At 62.9% G+C, this 25,962-nt stretch carries 28 protein-coding genes; 23 read left to right on the plus strand and 5 right to left on the minus strand.

Annotated elements, in window-relative coordinates; genetic code table 11:
• Positions 1-4: 4 nt before the first annotated feature.
• On the plus strand, positions 5-385 hold the full coding sequence (locus JY500_RS09040) for a SirB2 family protein (protein WP_206256117.1): 381 nt from the start codon (positions 5-7) through the stop codon (positions 383-385).
• Here JY500_RS09040 and fnr read toward each other — a convergent pair whose 3' ends face one another.
• Positions 386-1,126 carry a fumarate/nitrate reduction transcriptional regulator Fnr gene (fnr, locus tag JY500_RS09045; RefSeq protein ID WP_172203022.1) on the minus strand — a complete coding sequence of 247 codons (741 nt, stop codon included), beginning with the start codon at positions 1,124-1,126 and terminating at the stop codon, positions 386-388.
• Positions 1,127-1,221: 95 nt separating this feature from the next.
• On the opposite strand from fnr, the gene hemN reads away from it, so the two are divergent.
• From hemN to JY500_RS09065, 4 genes are all read left to right on the plus strand, one after another.
• Complete coding sequence (gene hemN, locus JY500_RS09050) at positions 1,222-2,616, plus strand: oxygen-independent coproporphyrinogen III oxidase (protein WP_206256118.1); 1,395 nt, start codon at positions 1,222-1,224, stop codon at positions 2,614-2,616.
• A 61-nt stretch (positions 2,617-2,677) separates the two neighbouring features.
• Positions 2,678-3,385, plus strand: a complete 708-nt coding sequence (locus tag JY500_RS09055) for a sulfite exporter TauE/SafE family protein (RefSeq protein WP_206256119.1) — start codon at positions 2,678-2,680, stop codon at positions 3,383-3,385.
• A 13-nt stretch (positions 3,386-3,398) separates the two neighbouring features.
• Positions 3,399-3,824 (plus strand): universal stress protein, encoded by a 426-nt coding sequence (locus tag JY500_RS09060; RefSeq protein WP_206256120.1) that lies wholly within the window; start codon positions 3,399-3,401, stop codon positions 3,822-3,824.
• A 5-nt stretch (positions 3,825-3,829) separates the two neighbouring features.
• On the plus strand, positions 3,830-4,036 hold the full coding sequence (locus JY500_RS09065; protein WP_206256121.1) for a heavy-metal-associated domain-containing protein: 207 nt from the start codon (positions 3,830-3,832) through the stop codon (positions 4,034-4,036).
• A gap of 90 nt (positions 4,037-4,126) precedes the next feature.
• Here the strand turns inward: JY500_RS09065 and JY500_RS09070 are convergent, their stop codons facing one another.
• Positions 4,127-6,175, minus strand: a complete 2,049-nt coding sequence (locus JY500_RS09070) for a sodium-translocating pyrophosphatase (RefSeq protein ID WP_172203017.1) — start codon at positions 6,173-6,175, stop codon at positions 4,127-4,129.
• A gap of 245 nt (positions 6,176-6,420) precedes the next feature.
• Here JY500_RS09070 and ppa point away from each other — a divergent pair, with 245 nt between their 5' ends.
• From ppa to motD, 9 genes are all read left to right on the plus strand, one after another.
• Complete coding sequence (gene ppa, locus JY500_RS09075) at positions 6,421-6,951, plus strand: inorganic diphosphatase (RefSeq protein WP_172203016.1); 531 nt, start codon at positions 6,421-6,423, stop codon at positions 6,949-6,951.
• Between the two features lie 424 nt (positions 6,952-7,375).
• A complete protein-coding gene (gene flhB / locus JY500_RS09080) occupies positions 7,376-8,530 on the plus strand; it encodes a flagellar biosynthesis protein FlhB (RefSeq protein WP_206256122.1) in 1,155 nt (384 codons plus the stop codon).
• Positions 8,531-8,602: 72 nt separating this feature from the next.
• The gene (gene flhA, locus JY500_RS09085) at positions 8,603-10,702 is read left to right on the plus strand and encodes a flagellar biosynthesis protein FlhA (protein ID WP_206256123.1); all 2,100 of its coding nucleotides are present in this window, start codon (positions 8,603-8,605) and stop codon (positions 10,700-10,702) included.
• Between the two features lie 238 nt (positions 10,703-10,940).
• Entirely contained in the window at positions 10,941-12,560 is a 1,620-nt protein-coding gene (gene flhF, locus JY500_RS09090) for a flagellar biosynthesis GTPase FlhF (RefSeq protein ID WP_216661925.1), read from the plus strand.
• Complete coding sequence (locus JY500_RS09095) at positions 12,557-13,342, plus strand: MinD/ParA family ATP-binding protein (RefSeq protein WP_206256124.1); 786 nt, start codon at positions 12,557-12,559, stop codon at positions 13,340-13,342. Before flhF ends, JY500_RS09095 begins: the two co-directional genes overlap by 4 nt.
• A 124-nt stretch (positions 13,343-13,466) precedes the next feature.
• The gene (locus tag JY500_RS09100; RefSeq protein ID WP_172203012.1) at positions 13,467-14,222 is read left to right on the plus strand and encodes an RNA polymerase sigma factor FliA; all 756 of its coding nucleotides are present in this window, start codon (positions 13,467-13,469) and stop codon (positions 14,220-14,222) included.
• 14 nt (positions 14,223-14,236) lie between these two features.
• On the plus strand, positions 14,237-14,977 hold the full coding sequence (locus JY500_RS09105; protein ID WP_172203011.1) for a flagellar motor protein: 741 nt from the start codon (positions 14,237-14,239) through the stop codon (positions 14,975-14,977).
• A gap of 335 nt (positions 14,978-15,312) precedes the next feature.
• Positions 15,313-15,789 (plus strand): peptidylprolyl isomerase, encoded by a 477-nt coding sequence (locus JY500_RS09110; protein ID WP_281391254.1) that lies wholly within the window; start codon positions 15,313-15,315, stop codon positions 15,787-15,789.
• A 139-nt stretch (positions 15,790-15,928) separates the two neighbouring features.
• Positions 15,929-16,756, plus strand: coding sequence for a flagellar motor protein MotD (gene motD, locus JY500_RS09115; RefSeq protein WP_206256126.1), 828 nt, complete (start codon positions 15,929-15,931; stop codon positions 16,754-16,756).
• A gap of 50 nt (positions 16,757-16,806) precedes the next feature.
• Here the strand turns inward: motD and JY500_RS09120 are convergent, their stop codons facing one another.
• The 3 genes from JY500_RS09120 to flgA form a co-directional block, all read right to left on the minus strand.
• Positions 16,807-17,283, minus strand: coding sequence for a flagella synthesis protein FlgN (locus tag JY500_RS09120; protein WP_206256127.1), 477 nt, complete (start codon positions 17,281-17,283; stop codon positions 16,807-16,809).
• 28 nt (positions 17,284-17,311) lie between these two features.
• Positions 17,312-17,617, minus strand: a complete 306-nt coding sequence (gene flgM / locus JY500_RS09125) for a flagellar biosynthesis anti-sigma factor FlgM (protein WP_206256128.1) — start codon at positions 17,615-17,617, stop codon at positions 17,312-17,314.
• A 148-nt stretch (positions 17,618-17,765) separates the two neighbouring features.
• Positions 17,766-18,467, minus strand: coding sequence for a flagellar basal body P-ring formation chaperone FlgA (gene flgA, locus JY500_RS09130; RefSeq protein ID WP_206256129.1), 702 nt, complete (start codon positions 18,465-18,467; stop codon positions 17,766-17,768).
• Positions 18,468-18,679: 212 nt separating this feature from the next.
• On the opposite strand from flgA, the gene flgB reads away from it, so the two are divergent.
• From flgB to flgJ, 9 genes are all read left to right on the plus strand, one after another.
• The gene (gene flgB, locus JY500_RS09135) at positions 18,680-19,087 is read left to right on the plus strand and encodes a flagellar basal body rod protein FlgB (protein WP_246479849.1); all 408 of its coding nucleotides are present in this window, start codon (positions 18,680-18,682) and stop codon (positions 19,085-19,087) included.
• Between the two features lie 15 nt (positions 19,088-19,102).
• Positions 19,103-19,510: a flagellar basal body rod protein FlgC gene (gene flgC, locus JY500_RS09140; RefSeq protein ID WP_206256130.1), complete on the plus strand. Its 408-nt coding sequence runs from the start codon at positions 19,103-19,105 to the stop codon at positions 19,508-19,510.
• Between the two features lie 14 nt (positions 19,511-19,524).
• The gene (locus tag JY500_RS09145; protein ID WP_172203006.1) at positions 19,525-20,217 is read left to right on the plus strand and encodes a flagellar hook assembly protein FlgD; all 693 of its coding nucleotides are present in this window, start codon (positions 19,525-19,527) and stop codon (positions 20,215-20,217) included.
• A gap of 19 nt (positions 20,218-20,236) precedes the next feature.
• Positions 20,237-21,472 (plus strand): flagellar hook protein FlgE, encoded by a 1,236-nt coding sequence (gene flgE / locus JY500_RS09150; RefSeq protein ID WP_206256131.1) that lies wholly within the window; start codon positions 20,237-20,239, stop codon positions 21,470-21,472.
• Between the two features lie 71 nt (positions 21,473-21,543).
• Positions 21,544-22,284, plus strand: coding sequence for a flagellar basal-body rod protein FlgF (flgF, locus tag JY500_RS09155; protein ID WP_172203004.1), 741 nt, complete (start codon positions 21,544-21,546; stop codon positions 22,282-22,284).
• A gap of 100 nt (positions 22,285-22,384) precedes the next feature.
• Entirely contained in the window at positions 22,385-23,167 is a 783-nt protein-coding gene (flgG, locus tag JY500_RS09160; protein ID WP_172203003.1) for a flagellar basal-body rod protein FlgG, read from the plus strand.
• A gap of 11 nt (positions 23,168-23,178) precedes the next feature.
• Positions 23,179-23,850, plus strand: a complete 672-nt coding sequence (locus tag JY500_RS09165; RefSeq protein ID WP_206256132.1) for a flagellar basal body L-ring protein FlgH — start codon at positions 23,179-23,181, stop codon at positions 23,848-23,850.
• 42 nt (positions 23,851-23,892) lie between these two features.
• Positions 23,893-24,996: a flagellar basal body P-ring protein FlgI gene (locus JY500_RS09170; RefSeq protein WP_206256133.1), complete on the plus strand. Its 1,104-nt coding sequence runs from the start codon at positions 23,893-23,895 to the stop codon at positions 24,994-24,996.
• 11 nt (positions 24,997-25,007) lie between these two features.
• Positions 25,008-25,919, plus strand: a complete 912-nt coding sequence (gene flgJ, locus JY500_RS09175; RefSeq protein WP_206256134.1) for a flagellar assembly peptidoglycan hydrolase FlgJ — start codon at positions 25,008-25,010, stop codon at positions 25,917-25,919.
• The last annotated feature ends 43 nt before the right edge of the window (positions 25,920-25,962 follow it).

Here is a 25,962-nt window from a genome sequence, read left to right on the forward strand (position 1 = left end):
GCCGATGGATTACCTGCTGCTCAAATGTCTTCATGTCGGCTTCGTGGTGCTATCTGCCACTGGATTCATCGCCAGAGGTATCGGCGTCCTGATTGATGCGCCTTGGGTGCGCCAGCGTTGGGCGAGGGTGGTTCCGCATATCGTCGATACCGGATTGCTCGCCTCGGCCGTCGCCTTGGCCTGGACCCTTCGCGTAGCGCCGTTTCGTGACGACTGGTTGACCGCGAAGGTGCTTGGCTTGCTTGGCTACATCGTTCTGGGGTCTTACGCGCTCAAGCGCGGGCGCACACGCCAAGCAAAAGCGGCCACATTTGTGGCCGCTTTGTTGGTGCTGGCTTACATCGTGTCGGTCGCGCTGACAAGACGACCGACGCCATGGTGGTAACTACACGTTCGCGCGGCCAATCAGTCGGCGCAGTCCATCCGCATCCAGAATCTGGATGTGCTTCTGGTGGACGCTGATCAAGCCGTCATCCTGGAATTTGGAGAACGCCCGGCTCACTGTCTCCAGTTTCAGACCGAGGTAAGAGCCTATCTCCTCGCGCGTCATGCGAAGGTGGAACTCCGAAGCGGAGTACCCACGAAGGCGCATGCGTTGCGATAGGTTGATCAGGAATGCAGCCAGACGTTCTTCAGCGCGCATCGACCCGAGCAGCATCATGATGCCTTGCTCGCGGACGATCTCGCGGCTCATGAACTTGTGGAACTGGCGCTGCAGGGGTTCGATGCGGCGCGAGAGTTCTTCGAGCCGTTCGAACGGAATCATGCAGACGTCTGAATCCTCAAGTGCAACCGCATTGCAGACATGCCGATCCGTCGAGATGCCGTCGAGTCCGAGGATCTCTCCGGCCATCTGGAAACCGGTGACCTGATCCCGGCCGTCTTCGGTCAGGATGTCGGTCTTGAAGAAACCGGTGCGAATCGCATAGATTGCTTCGAAAGGCTCCCCAGCACGGTATAAATGCTGCTGCCGCTTGACCTTCTTGCGTGCAGTGATGAGGCCGTCGATCCTTTCAAGATCGACGTCGTCAAGACCAACGGGAAGGCAAAGCTCCTTGAGGTTGCATTGGGTGCACGCGGTGCGAAGATTGACGGCCGTCAGCGGAATCGTGGCGGGTTTTTCCAAGGCGGGTGCTCCAAGTGGGCTAGTTGATGGCAATCAAACGGCTCCGACCGAGTTCATGACACCTTCCGGCATCCACAGAGAGAAAAAAACAAACAATGAATCAGAATGAGCAGACGCCGGTCTTCGACCGCGATCTCATCCAGCGTTTCGACGTTTCCGGCCCGCGCTACACGTCGTATCCGACCGCGGACAGGTTTCACGAGGGCTTTGGGCGCAGCGACTACGCAAGACATCTAGGTCTGCGCGCGCAGGGCGGCCTCAAAAAACCCCTCTCATTATATTTCCACATTCCATTCTGCGATACGGTTTGCTTCTACTGCGCGTGCAACAAGATTGTCACGAAGGACCGTAGCAGGGCGGAGCGCTACCTGCGCTATCTTGACAAAGAAATGGGTTTGGTCGCCGGACAGCTCGCCGGCTCGCACGATGTTTCACAAATGCACTGGGGCGGCGGCACACCGACCTTCCTGTCGGACAGCGAGATCCGCGAATTGTTTCGTTCGATCCGCCGGCATTTCAACCTGACGCCCGGTGGCGAGTACTCGATCGAGGTAGACCCGCGCCGCGTTTCCGCTGAAACCGTTGCGCTGCTTGGGGCCGAGGGCTTCAACCGGATGAGCGTCGGTGTTCAGGATTTTGACCCGATCGTCCAGAAAGCCGTCAACCGCATCCAGTCTGTTGAGGAAACCGCGGCGGTCATCGCGGCCGCGCGCGCGAATGGTTTCCGTTCGGTCAGTATCGATCTGATCTACGGATTGCCGTTCCAGAGCGTCGAGCGCGTCAGCCAGACGCTGGATCGCGTGCTGGAGATCGCCCCGGACCGTCTTGCACTCTACAACTATGCCCACCTGCCGACGCGCTTCATGCCGCAACGGCGGATCAATGCGGGCGACTTGCCGAGTGCGGACCAGAAACTCGAGATCCTGGGCATGGCGATTTCGAAGCTGACTGACGCGGGCTACGTGTTCATCGGCATGGACCACTTCGCGCGGCCGGACGACGAGATGGCCGTGGCTCAGCGCAACGGGCGTTTGTATCGCAACTTCCAGGGCTATTCAACGCACTCGGACTGCGATCTGTTGGGCTTCGGCGTTTCCTCCATTGGCAAGGTAGGCCCGGCCTACGCACAGAGTGCGAAGACGCTTGAGGCCTACTACGAGATGCTCGATCGTGACGAGCTCCCTGTCGTCCGTGGCTACGAGATGATGTTCGACGATCAGCTTCGTTACGCGGTTATTCAGAGTCTGATGTGCCACTTCTCGCTGGATTACGCGGCGTTTGAGCAGGCCTGGGGCATCACGTTCTCCGAGTATTTTGCCGACGAGATCGAAGCGCTGCGGGCCCATGAGCGTGATGGCCTGTGCATCGTTGGCAAGAAGGGGGTCGAGGTAACGACGCCGGGTCGCATGCTGGCGCGCGTATTGGCCATGGCGTTTGACGCGCATTTGCGCGGTGATCGCGAAGTCGTCCGCTACTCCAAGGTGATTTGAGCCTCGGCCGGCCGCTACACTTGCGGATTGCCCTGAATGGGCTGCACCGGGATGTTGTGTGATGCCTGAAGCGGGATACCTTGCCGCGACGCTGATCGGTCTGCTGGGTGGAACCCACTGCGTGGGCATGTGCGGAGGGCTGGTTGCTGCGCTTACCGTCAATGCGCCTGGGCAGTCGCGACGCATTTGGCCGATCCATTTGGCCTACAACCTGGGCCGCATCACCAGCTATACCCTCGCCGGTGCGCTGCTGGGCGCGATCGGTTCGACTGGTTTCCTGCTGAATCGCCTGCTGCCCATCCAGATTACGTTCTACGTGCTGGCGAACCTTTTGCTGGTGCTGTTAGGGCTTTACTTGGCGGGCGTCACCGCGCCCCTCGCACCCATCGAGCGGCTCGGCGGCCGCTTGTGGGCAAGGTTACGGCCGTATGGGGCGCGATTCATCCCCGCCCGGACGCCACTCAACGCCTATCCGCTCGGGCTGGTTTGGGGATTCGTCCCTTGCGGCCTCGTCTACAGCATCCTTGCGACGGCTTTGGTGTCAGGCTCCGCCGCGCGCGGTGCGATGCTGATGTTGTCATTCGGTTTGGGGACCTTGCCCAACCTGATGCTCGCCGGCCTGTTTGCCGCCCGCTTGCGGAGCTGGCTGCAACGGACGTGGCTCCGGTTCGGCGCCGGGCTTGTCGTGCTTGGCTTTGGGGTGTTTGGGCTCGCCAACGCTGCCACGCTGGGTGGCAAGTTGTGGCAAGGCGTCATCTGCCACGTATAAGAAAGGGATCGCGATGAAAATCCTGCTCGCTACTGACGGTTCTGCGGCTTCGCTTGCCGCGGTGGATGCGCTGCTGCGCGCCGTAAAGTTCTTCGCCGCGCCGCCCGCTATCGTTCTGGTAACGGTACACAACCCGGTGCCGATGACCTTCGCCACGCGCCATGTCGAAACCAGCGCCTTGGATCGCTACTACAGCGACGAGGGGCGGATCGCGATGGCGCCGGCCGCGAGCCGCCTGCGCGCGGCGGGGTTGGCCTTTGATGAGCAGGTGTTGATCGGACACCCTGCCGAAACGATTGTGGCGTTCGCTGTCGATCGCGGTTGCGACTGGATCTGGCTGGGGGCACGTGGGCACAGCGTGCTTGAGAAGGTGTTGATTGGCTCGGTGGCGGCCCGCGTGGTGCAACTGGCGCATTGCCCGGTGATGGTGGCGAGGTGAGTGTTATGGATACGGCGAAGATTTCGGTGGGTGGCATGAGCTGCCAAGGGTGCGTTCGTTCGGTGGAACGCGTGTTGAATGCTCAGGACGGCGTGAGCCAAGCGCAGGTGTCGCTAGAGTTGAAGGAGGCGAGCGTGTGCTTTGATCCGCAGCGCGTCTCGATTGAAACCCTCAAGGCCGCGATCCGCGACGCGGGGTTTGAAGCCGACTGAACGTTTTGGCTGACGTGGCTGCCGATATGGTTCGGGGCCGCAAATGAAAACGGCCGCGTAAGCGGCCGTTTTGTTGTGTTTCGCTTGCGGTTAGAGCAGCGGAACGATTAACAGTGCGACGATGTTGATGATCTTGATCAGCGGGTTGACCGCCGGGCCCGCGGTGTCCTTGTACGGGTCGCCCACGGTGTCGCCGGTTACGGCAGCTTTGTGCGCTTCCGAGCCCTTGCCACCGAAGTGACCGTCCTCAATGTACTTCTTCGCGTTGTCCCATGCGCCGCCACCGGTACACATGGAGATGGCAACAAAGAGGCCCGTCACGATCGTGCCCATCAGCAGGCCGCCCAGTGCAGCCGGCCCAAGCAGCAGGCCAACGAGAATCGGCACCACCACCGGCAGCAGCGACGGGATGATCATTTCCTTGATCGCGGCGCTGGTCAGCATGTCCACGGCGCGGCCGTATTCCGGCTTTCCGGTGCCTTCCATGATGCCTTTGATCTCGCGGAACTGACGGCGAACCTCTTCAACCACGGAGCCGGCAGCGCGGCCGACCGCTTCCATCGCCATGGCGCCAAACAGATAGGGAATCAGGCCGCCGATGAAGAGGCCGATGATGACCATGTGGTTGGAGAGATCGAAGCTGACATGCAGCCCCTTGGTCTCGAGCGCGTGGGTGTAATCGGCGAACAGCACCAGTGCGGCCAAGCCAGCCGAACCGATCGCGTAACCCTTGGTCACGGCCTTGGTGGTGTTGCCGACGGCATCCAGCGGATCGGTGATGTCGCGAACGCTGTCAGGCAGTTCTGCCATTTCGGCGATGCCACCAGCGTTGTCGGTGATCGGGCCATAGGCGTCGAGCGCAACGACAATGCCCGCCATGCTGAGCATCGATGTCGCCGCAACGGCGATGCCAAACAGGCCCGCGAGCCAGTAGGCAACGAAGATCGCGACGCACACGAAGAGCACCGGCCAAGCGGTGGACTTCATCGATACACCGAGGCCCGCGATGATGTTGGTGCCGTGGCCGGTGGTCGATGCCTGGGCGATGTGCTGCACGGGCTTGTAGTCGGTGCCGGTGTAGTACTCGGTGATCCAGACCATCGCGGCCGTCAGCACGAGGCCGACCACGCAGGCGCCGAACAGCGACAACGCAGTGATCGTGGCGCCGCCAACCAGTTGAACCGGTTGCGGGAACAGCGCTGTGGTCACGAAGTAAAACGCGATCAGCGACAACACGCCGGCGACTGCGAGGCCGCGGTAGAGCGCGGGCATCACGTTCTTCATGCCGGGGCTGGCCTTGACGAAGCTGCAACCGATGATCGACGCGATGATCGATACGCCGCCCAGCAGCAGCGGGTAGATCACGGCATTGAGCGGGGCGCCCGCGACCATCAACGCGCCAAGCGCCATCGTTGCGATCAGTGTCACCGCATAGGTTTCGAACAGGTCGGCAGCCATGCCCGCGCAGTCGCCAACGTTGTCGCCAACGTTGTCGGCAATCACGGCCGGGTTGCGCGGGTCATCTTCCGGGATGCCGGCTTCGACCTTACCCACCAGGTCGGCGCCAACGTCTGCACCCTTCGTGAAGATGCCGCCGCCCAGACGGGCGAAGATCGAAATCAGCGAGGAACCGAAAGCGAAGCCGAGCAGCGGCTTCAGCGTGGCCGAATCGGCCACCGTTGCGCCCTTGCTGACGTAGAGGAAGAACAGGCCGACACCCAGCAGGCCAAGACCAACAACCAACATGCCGGTGATCGCGCCGCCGCGGAAGGCAACGTTGAGCGCCGGGCCGATGCCCTTGGTGGCTGCCTGTGCGGTGCGCACGTTGGCGCGGACCGACACGTTCATGCCGATGAAGCCGCAAGCGCCGGAAAGGATGGCGCCGACGACAAAGCCGCCTGCGGTTGTGAGGTCAAGGAAAATACCGATCAGCACTGCAAGGACCACGCCGACGATGGCGATTGTCCTGTACTGCCTTGCGAGGTAAGCCGCAGCCCCTTGTTGGATCGCGCCGGCAATTTCTTGCATGCGAGCGTTTCCGGGGTCTTGCGAAAGAATCCAGCTGCGTGAAATGAAGCCGTATAGAACGGCAGCAAGGCCACAGGCCAAGGCGAGATACAACGCCATGGTCGTCGACATATGGGCAACTCCTTTGTTTTGTAAGGTCAAACTGCCTGAAGCGACTCTCTTGGCGTCCGTGTCGTAGAACTCCGCGATCGCGGGCGCTGCGGCATCCTAATGGACGCTCGTCCCCCAACGCAACGCGCGGCGCGGCGCGTCTGATCCAGCGCAAGTCCGCGAGTTTGGGTGCGGTGCAGCAACCCGTAAGCTTGGGATGTTAAAATTCGGCCCTGCGCGTTCCCAAATCACACAGAGAGACCGACATGAGCCTTCACAACGTCACGCCGGGCAGCAAGGCCCCGGGCGAATTCAACGTCATCATCGAGATCCCGGCCCACGCCGATCCGATCAAATACGAAGTCGACAAAGAAACCGGCGCGATGTTTGTCGACCGGTTCATGGGTACTTCGATGCACTACCCGTGCAACTACGGCTATATCCCTTGCACGATCGCCGGTGACGGCGACCCGGTCGACGTGCTGGTCGTAACACCGTTCCCGCTGCTGCCGGGTATCGTGGTGCGCTGCCGCGCGATCGGCATGCTCAAGATGCAGGACGAGGGCGGCGAGGACGCCAAGCTGATCGCTGTGCCGATCAGCAAGACCACGTCGCTGTACGACCGCGTCAAGAGCCTGGACGACCTGCCCGAGCTGCTGCGCAGCCAGATCGTGCACTTCTTCGAGCACTACAAGGATCTGGAGCCGGGCAAGTGGGTCAAGGTGCTTGGCTGGGGCGGACTGGAAGATGCAATCGGCGAGATCATGGCCGGCATCGAGAAGGGCTCCAAGGGCTGATATTTGTTCGTTTAGCCCTAAAGTTGGGAGAGATTCGGTTCGTTAACTAAATCGTGGGGTGGTTCCCACGCATCGACTCTCTCCTTGAAGGCCGTCCCACGGGGCGGCCTTTTCTTTTGCTGAGCGCCTTTGGGTGGCGTGAATACAGGCTTTGCTGATGGTTCCTGAGGGCGCCCGAAAGACCTTAGTGCTTGCCGGTGACGTGTCCTGCGTTTCATCGGAATCTGCTGGAGGCTTTGCGCTGCATGGTTCCTGATCGTGAAGCGCCCCGAATCGACCGGGCGGGATGGCTTTGGGGGCCGCCGCATCGGCCCCATGCCGGAAGTCCGTTGTACCTGGCCGAATAGCGGGCGTTAACCCCGCCTTATCGGGGCCTCGTGCGTGACCTGCTTGCCGATAATCAGCCACACGGAGTTCATGCGCCATGGCTGAAGACAGCGATCTCGAACGTACAGAACCAGCATCAGGCCGACGGCTTGAGCAGGCCCGCGAGGAGGGCAATGTCCCCCGTTCACGCGAGCTTGGGAGTCTGGTTGTGCTGCTCGGCGGCGTAGCGACGATGTGGGTGCTGGGGGGCTGGCTGTATCAGCGGATGGCGATGCTCACCCGGGCGGGGCTTTCGCTCGAGCCCGCGCAGACGCGCGACCCGGCGCTGATGATCCATGCCCTGTCCGATCTGTTCACCGACGGGCTGACGACCTTGCTGCCGCTGTTTCTGGTGCTGGTGATCGCCTCCGTGGCGGGGCCGATCGCGGTGGGCGGGTTCAATGTGTCTACCAAGGCATTCTCGTTCCAGGCCTCAAGGCTGAACCCGGTTGCGGGCCTGATGCGGCTGTTTTCGATGCACGGCTTGTCGGAGCTTGTGAAGGCGCTGCTCAAGGCGATCCTGATCGGCTCGATCGGCTACTCGGTGATGAAGGCGCGTGGCGAACAGTCGCTGCACCTGATGGTGATGGCGGTCGAGCCGGGGCTGTACGAGTTCGCGCAGATGCTCCTGGCCTCGACCCTCACATTGGTGTCCGGTTTGGTGTTGATCGCACTGGTTGATGTGCCTTTCCAGCTCTGGCAGTACTACAGCAAGCTGCGCATGACCAAGGATGAGCTCAAGCAGGAATTCAAGCAGCAGGAGGGCGACCCGCAGATCAAAGGTCGCATCCGCCAGCGTCAGCGCGAGATGGCTCGCCGCCGCATGATGCAAGAGGTGCCCAAGGCGGACGTGGTGGTGACCAACCCGACCCACTACGCAGTGGCGATTCGCTACGACGGTGCTTCGATGCGCGCCCCGAGGGTGGTCGCTAAGGGCAGCGACCTCGTGGCCCAGCAGATCCGCGAGGTGGCGCGGGCGAACCAGGTGCCACTGCTCGAAGCCCCGCCGCTGGCCCGTGCGCTGTACCGCCACACCGAGATTGGCGACGAAGTACCTGCGGCGCTCTACACCGCGGTGGCCGAGGTGATGGCGTGGGTCTTCACCTTGCGCCATGCAGCGGCGCATGGGGCTACACCGCCCGCGGAACCCTCCCACCTGCCGGTGCCGCCGAAGCTTGACCCGGCGCACGGTGTCGCAGGGGCGCCGCAATGACTGCGCAAAACCGATTTGTCCGGATGACCGCCGCGCATCGCGCTGCGGTCGCCGCGTTGAAGGAGCCGAAGCATGGCGAGTAACACCAACGTCGTAGACCTGCGGGAGATCTTCTCGCTGGCCAATATCCGGCAGCTCGCCGCCCCCATCCTGATCGTGATGGTGCTGGCGATGATGGTGCTGCCGCTGCCAGCCTTCCTGCTCGATCTGTTGTTTACCTTCAACCTGGCCGTCGCGGTGATGGTGCTGCTGGTCGGCATGTACACCCGCAAGCCCTTGGATTTCTCGGCCTTTCCAACGGTGCTGCTTACCACCACCTTGCTGCGACTTTCCTTGAACGTTGCGTCAACGCGGGTCGTGCTGCTGGAAGGGCATACCGGCCCGGACGCCGCCGGCAAGGTGATCGAGGCGTTTGGTCACTTCCTGGTTGGCGGCAACACGGCCGTGGGCATCATCGTGTTCATCATCCTCACGGTGATCAACTTTGTCGTGATCACCAAGGGCGCCGGGCGGATCGCCGAGGTGGGGGCACGCTTCACCCTTGATGCGATGCCGGGCAAGCAGATGGCGATCGACGCCGATCTGAATGCCGGCCTGATCGACGACAAGGAAGCGAAACGTCGTCGCTCTGAAATCAGCCAGGAGGCGGATTTCTACGGTGCGATGGACGGTGCGTCCAAGTTTGTTCGCGGCGACGCGGTCGCCGGCATCCTGATCATGGTGATCAACGTGTTCGGTGGCCTCATCGTCGGCATCGTTCAGCACGATTTGTCGGCCGCCGAGGCCGGCAAGGTCTACACGCTGCTGGCGATCGGTGATGGCCTCGTCGCCCAGTTGCCAGCGCTGGTGATCTCGGTTGCCGCCGGTATGGTGGTGTCGCGCGTGGGTGACGACCAGGACGTTGGTGCCCAAGTCGTCGGGCAGGTCTTCACCAACCCGACGGTGATGGTGCTGACCGCGGCCATCCTGGGCCTGATGGGCCTGATTCCGGGCATGCCGAACTTCGTCTTCCTGCTGCTTGCCTCCGCCTTCGGCTGGGGCGCTTGGCACCTGACCAAGAAGGCCAAGGCGGATGCCGAGGCGGCCGAATCGTTCGCAGCCCCGACGCCGACTGCGCCGACCGAATCCAACGAGGCAAGCTGGGCCGACGTAACGCCGGTTGACGTGCTGGGGCTCGAAGTGGGCTACCGCTTGATCCCGATGGTCGACAAGGGGCAGGACGGCGAACTGCTGCGCCGCATCCGCGGTTTGCGCAAGAAGTTTGCACAGGACGTCGGCTTCCTGGCTGCGCCGGTGCACATCCGCGACAACCTGGAGCTGCGCCCCAACGCTTATCGAATCACTCTCAAGGGGGTCGAGATCGGCACTGGCGATGCCTACCCCGGCATGTATCTGGCGATCAACCCTGGTCGGGTCAGCGGCCCGCTGCCTGGCAACCAGACGCGCGACCCGGCGTTCGGCCTGCCCGCGATCTGGATCGAGGCGGGGCTGCGCGAACAGGCGCACGCGATGGGCTACACCGTGGTGGACGCCAGCACGGTTGTCGCGACGCATCTGAACCACGTGATCATTGGCCATTCGGCAGATCTGCTCGGGCGGACGGAGACGCAGTCGCTACTCGATCACATCGCAAAGGATTCGCCCAAGCTGGTCGAGGATCTGGTGCCCAAGCTCATGCCGCTGCATGTGCTGCAGCGGGTGTTGCAGTACCTGCTGGAAGAGGGCGTCAACATCCGCGACATGCGCACGATCATCGAGACGCTGGCGGAGCAGGCTACCCGCACCCAGGACCCGATGGAACTCGCCGCGCGCGTGCGCACCGCGCTCGGCCGAGCGATCGTGCAGCAGATGTTCCCCGGAGGCGTCGAACTGCAAGTCATGGCGCTGGACCCGACGCTCGAACGCCTGCTGCTGCAGGCCATGCAATCGGGCGGCGGCGAAGGGGTGTTGGAGCCCAACCTCGCCGACAACCTCATGCGCGAAGCGGCGGGGGCGGCGCAACGGCAGGAGGATCTCGGCCTGCCGCCGGTGCTGCTGGTGCCCAACCAACTGCGCTGGCTGCTTGCGCGCTTCCTGCGCCGTGCGGTGCCGAACATGCGGGTGCTCGCCAATTCCGAAGTGCCGGAGTCGCGCAACATCCGCGTCACCGCGATCATCGGTGGTAAGGGGTGATCCGATTCTCGGCTTTTCGATGGCGCCTGCGGGCGCCATTTTTCATTGCGGCAAGCCATGCGGCAGAAATGGCCGGTTTTTCCCGGCGTGTTCTGCCGCTCACTACCCGGTGTGGCGGCGAATAATCGGCCCCAGGCAATGCCAGATGCGTCCTTCGTGGGTGGAATGGCACTTGCTGATACGGGATAGATGATTCGCGGCCCTTGCCGCGCAAGGCAAGCAGCACCGGAGGCTCACGATGATCAACGTCAAGCGTTACTACGGCCGCACCGCCCGCGACGCGCTTCGGCTCGTCAAGGAAGAACTCGGCAACGACGCCGTGGTGCTTTCCAACCGGGCGGTTGATGGTGGCGTCGAGATCCTGGCGCTGCCGAGCGAAGAGGTCGGCGCCGTGCAAGCCGGTATTCGCGCGCAGACGCGCGCCGCCGCTGCGCCGCCCGCGCCGGCACCGACGGCTGCGCCGATCCGGGTCGAGCCGCCGCAACCGCGCGCCGCTGCGCCGCGCATGCAGGCGCCGGCGAGCGACGATGCTGATTTCCGAGTCAGCCTCAGCACCCGTGTCGCCCGTGCAGGCGGGGGTGACGTATCGCTCAATCAAGGCCTGGCCGAGGGCGTGCCACATGCGGTGAGCGATCCGCACGCCCAGATCCGCCCCTTCATTCCGCCGCGGGTTGACCGCTACGGTCGCCCGGAAGAACCACCGCTGGAGCGCACGACGCCGCCCGAGAACCCCTGGGCGCAACGCGCAGAGTTGCGGGCCGAGGCAGCTGACAGTTATCCGCGCCCGACGCGCCCCGCGAGCGCCCCAGCTGCGCGGCGCGACCGCCAGGCGGAAGAACAGGCTGCGGAGCTGGCCCGCCAGGCCGCTGAGGCGGCTGCGGCCGAGAAGGTGCGTGCGCTGGAAGCTGCCAACGCCAAGATGGCCGACGAAATGGGTGCGATCCGCGGCATGATCGAACGCCAGCTGGCCGGGTTCGCCTGGGGTGAGCTCACCCGCGGGGCGCCGGTGCGCGCGCAGATTATGAGCGAACTGCTGGAAGCGGGTTTTTCCGCACAGCTCTCACGCGAGCTGACCGAGGTGGTGCCGGTCGATGTCAGCGCGGATCAGGCGCGCAGCCTGGTTCGCAACCAGATCGGGCGCCGCATGCTGACGCTCGAATCCGAGGCTGATCTGATCGAGCGCGGCGGTGTCTATGCGCTCGTGGGGCCCACCGGTGTGGGCAAGACGACGACCGCAGCCAAGCTTGCCGCACGCTGCGTGGTGCGCCACGGCGCCGATCGCCTTGCGCTGATCACCACTGACGGCTACCGGATCGGCGCGCACGAGCAGCTGCGCATTTACGGTCGCATCCTTGGCGTGCAAGTTCATACGGTGCGCGATGCGTCCGAACTTCGCCGCACACTCCAGGATCTCGCGGGCAAGCACATGGTGCTGATCGACACGATCGGCATGAGCCAGCGCGACAAGATGGTTGCCGAGCAGGCCGCGATGCTATCGGGCGCTGGCCATGTTCGCCGGCTGTTGCTGCTGAATGCGACGAGCCGCGGCGATACGCTGGAAGATGTGGTGCGCGCCTACGAGGGCCCGGATCTCGCCGGTTGCATCCTGAGCAAGACCGACGAGGCCGCATCGCTGGCGCCGGCGCTTGACGTGGTGATCCGCCACGAACTGCGTGCCTACTACATTGCAAACGGCCAGCGCGTGCCGGAAGACCTGCATCTGCCAAATCGTGCGTGGCTGACGCACCGTGCGCTGCGCGAACTGGCGCCTGATTCGCCTTTCCGTCTGACGCCCGAAGATGCCGGCCTGCTCAGCTCGGCCCCACGCAACCGCGACAACGACGGAGCGCGCGCATGAAACCCGGATTCGAGGATCAGGCTGCTGGCTTGCGTCGCCTGCTGCGCCGCGCGCCACCTCAAGTGGTCGCGGTGAGCGCCTTCGGTGCCGGTGCGATGCATTGGCTGGCGGGGCAGGCGCTGACGCGCGCACAAGGCGGCCGCCAGGTAACGGTGTTCGACGAGATGGCAAGCTGCGGCAACCTCGCCGACGCGCTCGGCGCTGCGGCGCGTTTCGATCTCTTGCAGGCGGTGGAGCGCCATGTATCGCTTGAGGCTGCGCGCGTCGAGGCCGGGCCGGGGCTGTCGCTGTATTCGTCGGCGCGCCTGGCACGGGCCCTGAATGGCGCCGACCGGGTGTTGAGCGAGCGTTTCGCCGAAACCTGCCGCGCCTTGCAGCGTGGCTGCGATCTCTGGTTGATCCACGCACGGGCCGACGAGCGCCGTAGCCTCTCGCCGCTCGCCAGTGCGGCGCACCGGATGGTTGTCGTGGTCGACGGCTCGCCGCGGGCGATCACCGAAGCCTACGCGCTGATCAAGCATTTGGATGGTGGTCCTTGGCCGCAGATCGACCTGGCTCTGGCAAATCCCCGTGACCAGGACGAGGCAGAGGCCCTGTTGGCCAACCTGATCCTGGTCGGGCATCGGCAAACGAGCCTCGCGCTGCGTCGCGTGAAGGGATTGGATGCTTGTGCGGCAGCCGCCGCGGCAGCATCTGACACTACGACGGACGGCGTGTTTCTGGATCGTGTTCTCGGCTTGGCGCGGCGAAGGCAGCGCACCTCGATGGCGCTGGCGCTGTGAGCCAGAAGAAAAAATCCTGAAATAGGGCTCAATTTCCCTCTCAGGCGGCCGATAGTGTGAGTAGTGACGGCAGGGAGGCTTCGTCCGAAGCCTCGAACGAGACCGTAGAAGAGAGAGTCACACGATGTACACCGCATCGGGAACGCTAGACAAGAACCAACTCGTCACGCAGTACGTTCCACTGGTGAAGCGAATTGCGTATCACCTGATGGCCAAACTGCCGGCGAGCGTGCAGGTTGAAGACATCATCCAGAACGGCATGCTGGGTTTGCTCGACGCGATCGGGCGTTACGAAGAGGGCCTGGGTGCCCAGTTCGAAACCTATGCGGTCCAACGTATCCGCGGCGCCATGCTCGATGGCCTGCGCGAAAACGACTGGCTGCCGCGCAGCCTGCGCCGCGAGATGCGCCGCATCGAAGGCGCGATCCACCAGCTTGAACAACGCCACGGCCGCCAGCCGACCGAGAAGGAACTGGCCGAAACGCTTGGCATGACGCTGGCCGACTATCAGAAGATGCTGCAGGAAGCGCGCGGCTATCAACTGGTCTACTTCGAGGATTTCAGCGACGAGGAGGAAGAAGACTTCCTCGAGCGCCATGTCGCCGGCAATGAGGCGGATCCGCTCGACATGCTGGAAGACAAGAAGATGCGCGAATCGCTGATCAAGGCGATCGACGATCTGCCCGAGCGCGAGAAGATGGTGATGGGTCTGTACTACGAGGAAGACCTGAACCTGCGCGAGATTGGCGAAGTGCTCGGCGTTTCCGAATCGCGCGTCTGTCAGTTGCACAGCCAGGCGATCGCACGCCTGCGCTCGCGCATCTCGGGCCAGGTGCGTAGCCATGCAGCCAGTGCGCGCGGACGCCGCGCGTCGATCTGAGCGGAGCGCGCGCCGTGGATAAGATCAGCATCCTCGGCCTGTTTGTCGGCTTGACGGCTATCGTCGGCGGGCAGGTGCTCGAAGGCGGCCACATCGGCTCACTGGTCCAGCCCACGGCTTTCCTGATCGTGATTGGCGGAACGCTCGGCGCGGTGATGCTGCAAAGCCCATTCACGGTGTTTCGCCAGGGGCTTCGGATGGGCGCTTGGATCTTCGTGCCTCCGGTTCCGCCGTTTCGCCGTGTCATCGAGCAAATCGTTTCCTGGAGTGGTATCGCACGCAAGGAAGGCCTGCTGGCGCTGGAAGGGCAGGCGATGGGGCTGAAAGACAGCTTTGCCGCCAAGGGCTTACAGCTGCTCGTCGATGGTGTCGAACCGGAACGGCTTCGCGAGGTGCTCGAAGTCGAAATCGGCGCCTGGGAGCAGCAGATGAAAACCAGTGCCAAGGTGTGGGAGGCCGCAGGTGGTTATGCGCCGACCATCGGTATCCTGGGTGCGGTGATGGGTCTCATCCATGTGATGGAGAACCTTTCTGACCCTTCAAAGCTTGGCGCGGGCATTGCGGTGGCCTTCGTGGCGACGATCTATGGCGTCGGCTCGGCGAACCTGATCTTTCTGCCGATCGCGAAAAAGCTTCAGGCGCACATCGCGCAACTCGTCGCAGTGCGCGAAATGCTGGTCGATGGCCTGGTTGGCATCGCCCATGGCGATAATCCGCGCATTATCGAAAGCCGCTTGCAGGGCTACGTTACGTGAACATTTGCATGAGTGTTCTGGCACGCAGTCGTGTCGCGGGCACGTAACCGCAGGTCGATCGCACTTTTCTTTGGGTGATAATGGCCGTCTGGTGCCGATGTGTGCTGGGTGCCTGACCTTGTCCCCGACCTTAGTTAAACACTCTGATGACCACAAAACTCTCGCTGGCAAAATCAATCTCTGCGTTCTTCCTCCTTTCGGTCCTGTCAGCGTGTGGGGGCGGAGGGGATTCGGCCGGCGACAATTCGTCGAACCAGCCCACAACTCCGCCCGCAACGTCTTGTAGTGACGCCGGGGTTGCAGCTTCGAACTCAAGTGCATTTCCGACTGTATGTATGCTTACCAGCAGCGGAGAAATGGTGTTTGAGCTCTACCCTGCGAAGGCTCCAGCTACCGTCGACAATTTCCTGAAGTATGTGGCGGCGGGTTTCTATTCCGATACGGCGATTCACCGGATCGTGCCTTCGTTTGTCTTTCAAGGTGGCGGCTACACCAGCGATCTGAAGGCTAAAGCACCGCTCTACGCGCCGATCGTGCTGGAGAGCAACAATGGTTTGAGCAATGTTCGCGGTACCTTGGCGATGGCTCGGACTGATCAGCCCAATTCAGCGACCTCGCAGTTCTTCGTCAATACAGCCGATAACCTTGCCCTCAACTATGACCCGTCTGTAGTTGTGGCGAACGGCTATGCGGTGTTCGGAAAGATCATCTCTGGTGTCGCGGTGATGGATCGTATCGGAGTCAGCTTGAGCGACGCCTCCGGCGTACCTATTGCCGGTATCCGGGTCTATTGGGTCAAACAGCTCAAATAATTAGCGAGTTTGGGAAATAGACATCGAACGGGTCGCCGTCTGGCGGCCCGTTTTTCTGTGGCGCATTGAGTTCGCGAGCATCAGGAATCGGGCGGGCCTGCCGTTAATTGGCTAACAACTGAAACTTTGGACCTTAGCCATGGCCGGTCGTCGCAAGCATGAGGAAGAGCACGAGAATCACGAGCGGTGGCTCGTCTCGTACGCAGATTTCATTACGCTGCTTTTTGCGTTCTTCGTGGTGATGTACGCGTTGAGCTCGATCAACGAGGGCAAGTACCGGGTGCTCTCGAACTCGCTTGTGAGCGCTTTCCGTAATGTGACGACGAACGCCGACGGCATGCAGATCGTGCCGCGCGCGTCGATTGCGGGGGCGGTGCCGCAGCAGGCGAAAGTGCAAAAGTCGCCCGCCGAGAGCGAGGCGCGGGTGCAGGCGCGTCAGCAGATGCACAGCATGGCGGAACAGGTCCGGCGCGTGTTGGAACCGCTGGTGCGCGGCGGCCAGGTGTCCGTGAATGAGGGCGCACATGGCATCTCGATCGAGATCAATGCCAGTGCGCTGTTCAATCCGGGTGAGGCCTACCTTGGGAGCGACGCGGTGCGTGCGCTGCGTGCCGTGGGTGAGGTCTTGGCACAGGGCGACTTCCCGATCCGCGTCGAGGGGCATTCCGACAACATTCCGATCGCGACCGCAGCGTTTGCGTCGAACTGGGAACTATCGTCGGTGCGCGCGAGCTCGGTGGTGCGCTTGTTCATCGATACCGGTGTCGACGCGCGTCGGCTTACGGTGGCGGGCTACGCAGATCAGCGACCGATCGCGGATAACAGCACAGCCGACGGACGCCAGCGCAACCGCCGGGTCAGCATTCATGTGGAATCAATGTTGCCGCCCAGCGCCGAAACGCCGGCGGTGGGGCCGGTGACACCCAATCCGGGTGGCGCGGCGCTTGGCGCTACGTTGCCGGAATGACTTGATCGTTCAGAGGGCCGAAAGGCCGGTCAGCAGGCTGGCTGGCCGGTTCATGCTTGGCCGAAGAGCCGACCGCCTGGGCGCGTTGAGGTGATGCCGCCGGCGTCGTAGAGGCTCGGGCCGGTGCTCGCGAGCAGCACGCTCATCGCTTGCTGGTTGGCGCGCAGCTGGTCACGGATGAACTCGCCATTGCGCAAATTGAGTTGCTGCGCACGTGCGGCGAGGTCGAGATAGTGCCGCCATGCACGCTGGGTTTGTTCGGGAAGCTGCGCGGTGAATTCGGCCATTTGGCTGGCCCGCGCGTCAATGCCGGATCGACTGAGCAGCAGCGCCCTTGCGTTCTCCGCTTGTTGCAACTGACGTACGGCAGCGGTTTTGTCTTCCGCCAAGCCCAGCAGGGCTTCGACCTGGCCGGTGACAAGCAACTCGTGCTCGTCTTCCAGCAGGCGCACAAACCGCTCCAGCTGGCCGGAAACTTCAGCCAGCAGAGCGGAAAACTGGGCTTGGAGCAGGGCGGTCGGGTTCAAGCGCTATGCAGACTTGTCATGCGCGCCGTCAAGCTTGGCGCGGCTGGGACTGCAGCATCTGACGGACGCTTTCGATCAAGCCATCGGCCACCTTTTCCGGATTGACACGGAAACGGCCGTCGGAGATTGCTTGCTTGAGCTCGCTCACCTTCGCGGCATCGACTTCAGGCACGCCGGCGAGCGTACCTTCCAGTTGCTGCAAACGCGATGCCAAGGGTGATACGTCGACCTTGGAACCCGCGTCGGCGCTGGGTTTTGCCGCGCTCTCGCGAGTGCCTCGCGCCTTCACGTCGCCGGCATTGCCGACGGACTTATACGAACCTTCGATCTTCATGATGTCGCTCCTGTTTTCGCCTGTTCGAACACCTTGCGGGCAGGAGCATGCTCCGTTTGCAGGGTCTTCTTCGGCTTGTTGTCAGGTTTAACGGCGCTATCTCACGGAACTTTAACCATTTTTCATCATTGCGCCGACGCGCTGCGTGTTACTGGCCGACATCGACCCGGCCGCCCGAGCGAGCGATGCCTTGGAGTACGCGGCCAGAGTCGAGCCGGACCTGAACCGGCTGCCCGTCCGCGGCGGCAGTGAGGGCAATGCCTTCGTTGCCCACCTGGAAGCCCGGCCCATGGGATATGACCTGAACCCGCTGGCCGCGTTCCACTGCTTGCACCACCAGAAGCTGGTTGCTGCGTAGCGCAGTGCCACCGGGTACCGCCTGCCGCAACGTCCGCCCGACCGCTTGGTCCGGGCGGGTGAGGGTGCCTGGCGGCAAAGCCGCGACGTCGCCGCGACGAACTTCCCAGTCCTGGGCGCCGAGTACGCTGCCGGCGGCAAGCGGGTGGGCCGCAACCAGGTAGTCGTCCTCAACCCGCACCCGCGCGGGAATGAACAGCGTCCAGGCCGGCTGTGGACAGCGCACGCCCACGGTGGTGTGTCCCCAGGCGCGCTGGCCGCTCGGCAAGAAGGCTTGCGGCGCATCGCAGGGTTTCGCGTTGCGGGGGATCGCAGCGTCGGCGATCTCGACTGTCACGGCGCCGCTGTTGCGCGATGCCTCGCGCATCAGAAACTGGGTCACCGCTTCGCGCAGGGCCGCCTGCGCAGCGCTTGACGGTGTATCCGTTCGGGCCGGTGAAGCGAGCAGCAGCAAGGCGGTGAGCAGGATGGTTCGGACTGGCTTCGCGAGCATGGCGCGATTGTCACACGGGTCGCGTTTGCCGTGATGGCGGCAAGGCTTGCCGGCAGCGGCGGCAGCATGCGCACGAATTGCCGCCTGAATCGGGGTCTTTTCGGCGCAAGGCCGCGAGGCGGCTGCGCTGAGAATGCTGGCACGGAAGCTGCAAAGGGATAGGCGGGTGTTTCGGACCGCTTCCCGCAGACCGGGCCACCAGGAGATTTGCGATGACCATGACCGCTCTAGACCGCCACCTTGGGTTCCAGCAAGCCGCGCTGAACACGCGGGCGTATCGCCAGGAGTTGCTCGCGGCCAACATCGCAAACGCCGATACCCCGCACTACAAGGCGCGGGACATTGATTTCAAGGAGGCGCTCATGGGCGCACTGGATGGCAAGGTCAAACCGCTCGCGCTGACGACAACCGCGCAGCGGCATATCGAGGGTGGCGCCAAGGCGCCGCTCGCGCCGTTCGTCAAGTATCGCCAGGAAGAGCAGTCGGCGGTCGATGGCAACACGGTGGATATGGATGTCGAACGCTCCGCGTTTGCAGAGAACGCCGTGCAGTACGAAGCGAGCCTGACCTTCATCAACGGCCTGCTGCGTTCGATGCAGCAAGCGATCCAGAACCAGTAAGCGCGGGCGGCCATCATGAGCATGCTCAACGTCTTCAACGTCGCAGGATCCGCCCTCAGCGCCCAGTCGGTACGCCTCAACGCGGTCGCGAGCAACCTCGCCAACGCTGAGAGCGTCGTGAAGTCCGACGGCCAGCCCTATCGCGCCAAACAAGTGATCTTTGAGGCGACGCCGATGGGCGGCAACGGCGCAATGGGTGTGCACGTAAAGCAGATGGTGGAGTCGGCTGCGCCGTCCCGCATGGTGTACGACCCGAAGAACCCGGCTGCGAGCCCGGAAGGTTATGTGCAGTTGCCGAACGTCGACGTGGTTGAAGAGATGGTCAACATGCTGTCGGCCTCGCGCTCATACCAGACCAACACCGAAGTGATGAATACCGCCAAGACCTTGATGCAGCGGACGCTGCAAATCGGTCAGGGCTAAGCAGGAGCTGACAGATGTTTATCTCGAATAACACCACGAGTGGCGCAGGCGTCGTCAGTTCGGATCTGCTCAACAGCCTCAACGGCACGACGAAGAAGAGCAGCACGAGCACCGATGCAGTCTCAGAGGATCGATTCCTGACCATGCTGACGACCCAGCTGAAGAATCAGGATCCGATGAATCCGCTGGACAACTCGCAGATGACTTCGCAGCTTGCGCAGATCAGCACGGTGGATGGTTTGAAGAAGGTGAACAGCACACTCGAGTCGATGCTGGGCACCTTCCAGACCAACGAGACGATGCAGGCGGCAGCAATGGTCGGCCGTGGCGTGCTGGTCGATGGAAAGGGCCTTCAGCTCTACAACGGTCAGGCACTTGGTGGCGTGGAGCTTGCCTCGGCGGCGGACAAAGTGAAGGTTTCGATCGTGGATTCGAGCGGCTCAGAGGTCGCCAATCTGGACCTCGGCGATCTCGATGCGGGATCGCATGTCTTCACCTGGGACGGCAAGACCAGCGCAGGGGCCGATGCGGCCGCCGGCAACTACACGATCAAGGTCAGCGCCGTGCAGGGCGACAAGGCTGTCGAGGCCACGGCTCTGCAGCTGGGCACGGTAAGCAGCATCGTGCGTGGCGCGAAGGGTGTGGATATTGAAGTAGGCCGGCTCGGCATGTTCTCGATGTCGGATATCAAGCGGATTCTGTCCTGAGCGGGCAAGGAGAAGGACCATGGCATTCCAGCAAGGCCTCAGCGGGCTTAACGGCGCATCCAAGGCGATCGACGTCATCAGCAACAACGTCGCTAACACCAGCACGATCGGCTTCAAGAGCGCGCAGACCAAGTTCAACGATGTCTATGCCGCAGCACTCAACGGCTCAGCAGCCGGCGTGCAGGTGGGTATCGGCGTGAACGTCGGCGCAGTGGCACAGCTCTTCAACCAGGGCAACATAACGCCGACCGGCAACCCGCTTGATCTGGCGATCAACGGCAACGGATTCTTCCGGGTGCAGCAGCCTGGTGGCACGATCTCCTACACCCGTAACGGGCAATTCGAAATCGACAAAAATGGTTACATCGTCAATTCCGCTGGCTATCGCCTACAAGGCTACCCAGCCAACTCTCTTGGCGTTATTTTGCCGGCAACGCCAACTGACATTTTTCTGAACACGGCGGACCTTCAACCGAAGCAGACCGAGTCGGTGAAGATGGGTATCAACCTCGACTCGCGCCAGGCCGTCCCTACGGTGCCATTCACAAGCACGGCCGCTGCGCCGCTTCCAGACCCACTTTCGTACAACTCGTCAACATCGGTATCGATCTTCGATTCGCTCGGTAACTCCCACATCTACACGATGTACTTCGTGAAGACCGGCGGAGGCAACTGGGACATGCACACTTCGGTTGATGGCGCGGTTACAACAGGGCCAACGCCGCTTGCTTTCGATTCCTCTGGCAAGCTAACGACGGTTATGCCAATTGCCATGACGGCCACGATTGCAGCGTCGTTTGGTGCCATTTCGCCGATTTCGTTTGATCTGGATTTCACTGGCACGACGCAGTACGGCAGCGCGTTCGGCATCAACCGCCAAGTGCAAGACGGTTACGCGTCTGGGCGTCTTTCGGGCGTCACGATCGCGCAGGACGGGACGCTGCAGGGCCGCTACAGCAACGGCCAGTCGAAGATCCTCGGCCAAACCGTGCTGGCGAGCTTCGCCAACCCGAATGGCTTGCTCTCGCTCGGCCAGAACCTGTGGGGCGAGTCGCCCGAATCGGGTCAGCCGCTGGTTGGTAGCCCGGGCTCCGGCAGCCTTGGCCTGGTGCAGGCCGGTTCGGTGGAGGAATCGAACGTCGATCTGACCGCAGCACTGGTCGATCTGATCACCCAGCAGCGCAGTTACCAAGCGAATTCGCAGTCGATCAAGACGCAGGATCAGATTCTGCAGACCCTGGTCAACCTGCGGTAAGGGTCGGCTGAGGGGGGGTTGTGACCCGCACGTAGCCAAAGCAGTCAAGCCAACGGAAACGGAAACCACAAATGGACCGTGCGATCTATACAGCGATGACCGGCGCCAAGAGCACTTTGCTGCAACAGGCATCGGTTGGACACAACCTCTCCAACGCCACCACCGACGGCTTCCGTTCGGAACTGCATCGCCTGCGGGCGGTGCCGGTCCAGACGCAGGCCTTGCCGTCGCGCGCCTTTGTTGTCGACGCGAGTGTGGCCAACGACTTCACCCCTGGCGCACTGCAATCGACCGGCCGCGCGCTCGACGTTGCGATCAATGGCAAGGGCTGGTTCGCGGTGCAAACGCCGGACGGTGGCGAGGCCTACACCCGCGCCGGCCGATTCGAAGTGAGCGCCAATGGCGAGCTGGTCAACGAGCGTGGCCTGCAGGTGCTCGGTGAGGGCGGGCCGATCGCGTTGCCCCCCGATAACAGCTACGAAATTGCCGGTGACGGCACGATCAGTGCGATTCCGCGTACCGGAAGCCGCAACAACGCCGAGGTGGTGGGGCGCCTGAAGCTGGTGAACCCGGAAGAGGCGCAGATCCAGCGTGGTGACGATGGCTACTTCCGCCTCGCCAGCGGGCAGCCGGCCGAAGCCGACCCAGCGGTGAAGGTTGCCGGCGGTTACGTCGAGTCGAGCAACGTGAACATCGTTGAGCAAATGGTTCAGATGATCTCGCTCGCACGCCAGTTCGAAACCCAGACCCGCATGATGACCGCGATCGATACCAACGCGAAGGCGGCGGATCAGGTGCTGTCGGTAACCTGACCAGGACGATGAATTGAAGCCGGCTTTGCCCGCTTATCCGGGCTAGGTCGCTTGATGCGGGCGCCGACAATGGTGTCACGCGTGTAGAAGGAGAAGCACCATGGTTCCCGCACTTTGGGTGGCCCGTACCGGTCTCGATGCCCAGCAAACACAGCTGGACGTCATTTCGAACAACCTTGCGAACGTCAGCACCAATGGCTACAAGCGTGCTCGCGCGGTGTTCGAGGATCTCCTCTACCAGACCTTGCGCCAGCCCGGCGCACAGTCCTCGCAGCAGACACAGATTCCGTCCGGCCTGCAGCTGGGCACCGGTGTTCGCCCGGTCGCCACGGTCAAGAACCATAGCCAGGGCAACCTTCAGCAGACCGGCAACACCCTGGACGTCGCAATCCAGGGCGAAGGCTATTTTCAGATCCTCCTGCCCGATGGCACGCTCGGTTACACGCGCGACGGTTCCTTCCAGAAGGACAACACAGGTCAGATGGTCACATCGAGCGGTTATCCGCTCGATCCGTCGATCACGATCCCGCCGAACGCCCAGTCCGTGACGATTGGCAAGGACGGCGTCGTCAGCGTCACGACGCCCGGCACTGCAGCGCCGACGCAGATCGGCACGATCCAGGTGGCTACGTTCGTCAATCCGGCAGGATTGCAGTCGGTTGGTGAAAACCTGTTCCTCGAAACTGCGTCGAGCGGCACGCCGACGCCGACGACGCCCGGTACGAATGGTGCGGGTGTGCTGAATCAGAACTACGTTGAAACCTCCAACGTGAACGTGGCGGAAGAGCTAGTCGGGCTGATCCAGACGCAGCGTGCCTACGAATTCAACTCCAAGGTTGTGAGTACCGCAGACGCGATGCTGGGCCGCCTCTCGCAACTCTGAAGGGGATGATCATGTGCCGGCTCGCTCAACTGACCATGCTGATGTCGGCCGCGTTGCTGACGGCTTGCGTGACGCCGCCGATGACCAACGTGCAGCAGCCGATGACGACACGGGCGCAACCGCGCCCGGTGAGCGAGCCGATTGCGGGTTCGCTGTTCAGCACCAATGCCGCGCAGCGCGGCATGTTCGAAGATCGCCGCGCACGCCTCGTCGGCGACACGTTGACGATCAATTTGGTCGAAAAGACTGCCGCAACGAAAAACGCCAACAGCAGCGCGAGCCGCGATTCGGAAATCAGCGCGAGCATTCCGACCATGACCAAGGTGCCGCTCAAGTACCTGCAGGGGCTCGATCTGGCGGCAAGCACCGGTAACACCTTCTCTGGCAAGGGCGCATCGTCGGCCAACAACAACTTCACCGGCACGATTACCGTCACGGTGATCGACGTGTACCCGAACGGCAACCTGCTGGTTTCGGGCGAGAAACGTGTTGCGATCAACCAGGGCGACGAATTCATCCGCTTCTCGGGGGTCGTGAATCCGATGCATGTGACGGCCGCCAATGCGGTGAATTCCACGCAGGTGGCCGATGCCCGCATCGAATACAAGGGCAGCGGCTATATCGACGATGCGCAGCAGATGGGCTGGCTGACGCGCTTCTTCCAGGTCATTTCGCCGTTCTGATTGTCGGCGCGGGCCCGGGACGCAGGAAGCTGAGGAAACGACATGCGCAGATGGATTCGGGGAATGCTCGCCGCGGCGCTGCTGCTTGGCAGCGTGGCGGCCAGTGCGGAGCGCATCAAGGACATCGCCAACTTCGCAGGCGTGCGCAGCAACCCGCTGGTTGGCTACGGCCTGGTCGTGGGTTTGGACGGCAGCGGCGACCAGACAACGCAGACCCCGTTCACCGTGCAGAGCATCGTGAACATGCTGTCGAACATGGGCATCGCGTTGCCGCCGGGCGTGAGCCTGCAACTCAAGAACGTCGCCGCGGTGATGGTGACCGCCACGCTGCCGCCCTTCGCGCAGCCGGGTCAGGCGATCGACGTGACCGCCTCGTCGCTCGGCAACGCCAAGAGCCTCAAGGGCGGCACGCTGCTGATGACGCCGCTGAAGGGCGCGGATGGCAATGTGTACGCGCTGGCGCAAGGCAACCTTGTGATCAGCGGTGCGAGCGGCGGTGGAGGCGGCTCGAAGGTCACCGTGAATCATCTGTCTGCGGGCCGCATTCCGGGTGGCGCGACCGTGGAGCGAGCGGTGTTGATGCCGGTCGGGGCTGAGGATACGGTGTCGGTGGAGCTCAAGGACGCCGATTTCGGCACCGCGCAGAAAGTGGCCGATGCGATCAACCGCAACCTCGGCAGCGGCTTGGCGGCTGCGCTGGATGGTCGCAGGATCCAGGTGAAGGCGCCGGCGGAACCGGATCGCCGCGTCGCCTTCCTCGGCATGATCGAGAACCTCGACGTGACGCCCGAGCAAGGCATGGCGCGGGTCGTCGTAAATTCGCGTACCGGCTCGGTGGTGATGAACCGCGCGGTTCAGCTGCAAGATTGCGCCGTCGCGCACGGCAACCTGACGGTGACTGTGACGGCCGACAACCAGGTCAGCCAGCCGGGCGCATTCTCGAACGGGCAGACGCGCAACGTGCAGAACGCGCAGGTCGACATCAAGCAGGAGCCCGGCAATCTGATCCGCGTGAAGGCCGGCGCCAATCTGGCGGATGTGGTGAAAGCAATCAATGCGGTGGGCGCCAATCCGCTGGACATGATTGCGATCCTGCAGGCAATGAAGGCCGCGGGCGCCCTGCGCGCCGAGCTGGAAGTGATCTGACGGCGGCGCCCATGGCTGCTCCAGTCCAGGATTCGATCTTCGATACACGCCGGCTGGCCGATCTCAAGCGGCTGTCCAGCGAACGCTCGCCGGAATCGATCAAGGCGGTGGCGCAGCAGTTCGAAGCGCTGTTCGTGCAGATGATCATGAAGCAGATGCGCGAGAGCACCACGTTTGGTGGGCCGAGTTTCGACGGTGAGACCGCACAGTTCTACCGTGGCATGGCCGACCAGCAGCTCGCGCTCAATCTCTCCAAGGGCAGGGGTATCGGTCTGGCGCGCGCGATCGAGCGCCAGATGGGCGCCAACATGGGCATCGATACCGGCTTGTCGAACGACATCCCGGCACCGCCGGCGCGTGCGGTGTTGCCAGGGGCGGTGGCGGCAAAGTCTGCCGCGATGCCGGCGAACGGGCAGAATTCGCCGGCGGCTAACACCGCCGGGAACACTTCAAGCGGTTTCGTCGACAAGATCTGGTCGCACGCACAGGCTGCCGCCAAGGCGCTCGGCGTACCGGCGCAGTTTGTGGTGGGGCATGCGGCGCTGGAGACGGGCTGGGGCAAGGGTGAGATCACGCGGGCCAACGGCGCGCCCTCCTACAACCTGTTCAACATCAAGGCCGGTGCGGACTGGAAGGGCGACACCGTCGAGGCTTCAACGATCGAATACATGGGCGGCGTGCCGACTCGCCGCACCGAGCGTTTCCGCGCCTATGCCTCATACGATGAGGCGTTCCGCGACTACGCGCGTTTGCTGACGGCCAATCCGCGCTACGCGCAGGTCAGCGGCCAGGCAGACGCAGCGGGCTTTGCCCAGGCGCTGACCCGTGGCGGCTACGCGACCGACCCGATGTACGCCGACAAGCTCACCCGCATCATCGGCGGCAATACGCTGCGCACTGCACTGTCCTCCGACAGTCTCTGAACCGCCTCCCGACTGACACTGGCGCGACCGTTTGCGGCCGAGC

Source organism: Niveibacterium microcysteis, assembly GCF_017161445.1.
Taxonomy (GTDB): domain Bacteria; phylum Pseudomonadota; class Gammaproteobacteria; order Burkholderiales; family Rhodocyclaceae; genus Niveibacterium; species Niveibacterium microcysteis.

Excerpts from the sequence above, each read along its gene's own strand:
- JY500_RS09040 (WP_206256117.1), top strand. The coding sequence starts at position 5 with ATGGATTACCTGCTGCTCAAATGTCTTCATGTCGGCTTCGTGGTGCTA.
- hemN (WP_206256118.1), top strand. The coding sequence starts at position 1,222 with ATGAATCAGAATGAGCAGACGCCGGTCTTCGACCGCGATCTCATCCAG.
- JY500_RS09055 (WP_206256119.1), top strand. The coding sequence starts at position 2,678 with ATGCCTGAAGCGGGATACCTTGCCGCGACGCTGATCGGTCTGCTGGGT.
- JY500_RS09060 (WP_206256120.1), top strand. The coding sequence starts at position 3,399 with ATGAAAATCCTGCTCGCTACTGACGGTTCTGCGGCTTCGCTTGCCGCG.
- JY500_RS09065 (WP_206256121.1), top strand. The coding sequence starts at position 3,830 with ATGGATACGGCGAAGATTTCGGTGGGTGGCATGAGCTGCCAAGGGTGC.
- JY500_RS09070 (WP_172203017.1), bottom strand. The coding sequence starts at position 6,175 with ATGTCGACGACCATGGCGTTGTATCTCGCCTTGGCCTGTGGCCTTGCT.
- ppa (WP_172203016.1), top strand. The coding sequence starts at position 6,421 with ATGAGCCTTCACAACGTCACGCCGGGCAGCAAGGCCCCGGGCGAATTC.
- flhB (WP_206256122.1), top strand. The coding sequence starts at position 7,376 with ATGGCTGAAGACAGCGATCTCGAACGTACAGAACCAGCATCAGGCCGA.
- flhA (WP_206256123.1), top strand. The coding sequence starts at position 8,603 with ATGGCGAGTAACACCAACGTCGTAGACCTGCGGGAGATCTTCTCGCTG.
- flhF (WP_216661925.1), top strand. The coding sequence starts at position 10,941 with ATGATCAACGTCAAGCGTTACTACGGCCGCACCGCCCGCGACGCGCTT.
- JY500_RS09095 (WP_206256124.1), top strand. The coding sequence starts at position 12,557 with ATGAAACCCGGATTCGAGGATCAGGCTGCTGGCTTGCGTCGCCTGCTG.
- JY500_RS09100 (WP_172203012.1), top strand. The coding sequence starts at position 13,467 with ATGTACACCGCATCGGGAACGCTAGACAAGAACCAACTCGTCACGCAG.
- JY500_RS09110 (WP_281391254.1), top strand. The coding sequence starts at position 15,313 with ATGCTTACCAGCAGCGGAGAAATGGTGTTTGAGCTCTACCCTGCGAAG.
- motD (WP_206256126.1), top strand. The coding sequence starts at position 15,929 with ATGGCCGGTCGTCGCAAGCATGAGGAAGAGCACGAGAATCACGAGCGG.
- flgM (WP_206256128.1), bottom strand. The coding sequence starts at position 17,617 with ATGAAGATCGAAGGTTCGTATAAGTCCGTCGGCAATGCCGGCGACGTG.
- flgA (WP_206256129.1), bottom strand. The coding sequence starts at position 18,467 with ATGCTCGCGAAGCCAGTCCGAACCATCCTGCTCACCGCCTTGCTGCTG.
- flgB (WP_246479849.1), top strand. The coding sequence starts at position 18,680 with ATGACCATGACCGCTCTAGACCGCCACCTTGGGTTCCAGCAAGCCGCG.
- flgC (WP_206256130.1), top strand. The coding sequence starts at position 19,103 with ATGAGCATGCTCAACGTCTTCAACGTCGCAGGATCCGCCCTCAGCGCC.
- JY500_RS09145 (WP_172203006.1), top strand. The coding sequence starts at position 19,525 with ATGTTTATCTCGAATAACACCACGAGTGGCGCAGGCGTCGTCAGTTCG.
- flgE (WP_206256131.1), top strand. The coding sequence starts at position 20,237 with ATGGCATTCCAGCAAGGCCTCAGCGGGCTTAACGGCGCATCCAAGGCG.
- flgF (WP_172203004.1), top strand. The coding sequence starts at position 21,544 with ATGGACCGTGCGATCTATACAGCGATGACCGGCGCCAAGAGCACTTTG.
- flgG (WP_172203003.1), top strand. The coding sequence starts at position 22,385 with ATGGTTCCCGCACTTTGGGTGGCCCGTACCGGTCTCGATGCCCAGCAA.
- JY500_RS09165 (WP_206256132.1), top strand. The coding sequence starts at position 23,179 with ATGTGCCGGCTCGCTCAACTGACCATGCTGATGTCGGCCGCGTTGCTG.
- JY500_RS09170 (WP_206256133.1), top strand. The coding sequence starts at position 23,893 with ATGCGCAGATGGATTCGGGGAATGCTCGCCGCGGCGCTGCTGCTTGGC.
- flgJ (WP_206256134.1), top strand. The coding sequence starts at position 25,008 with ATGGCTGCTCCAGTCCAGGATTCGATCTTCGATACACGCCGGCTGGCC.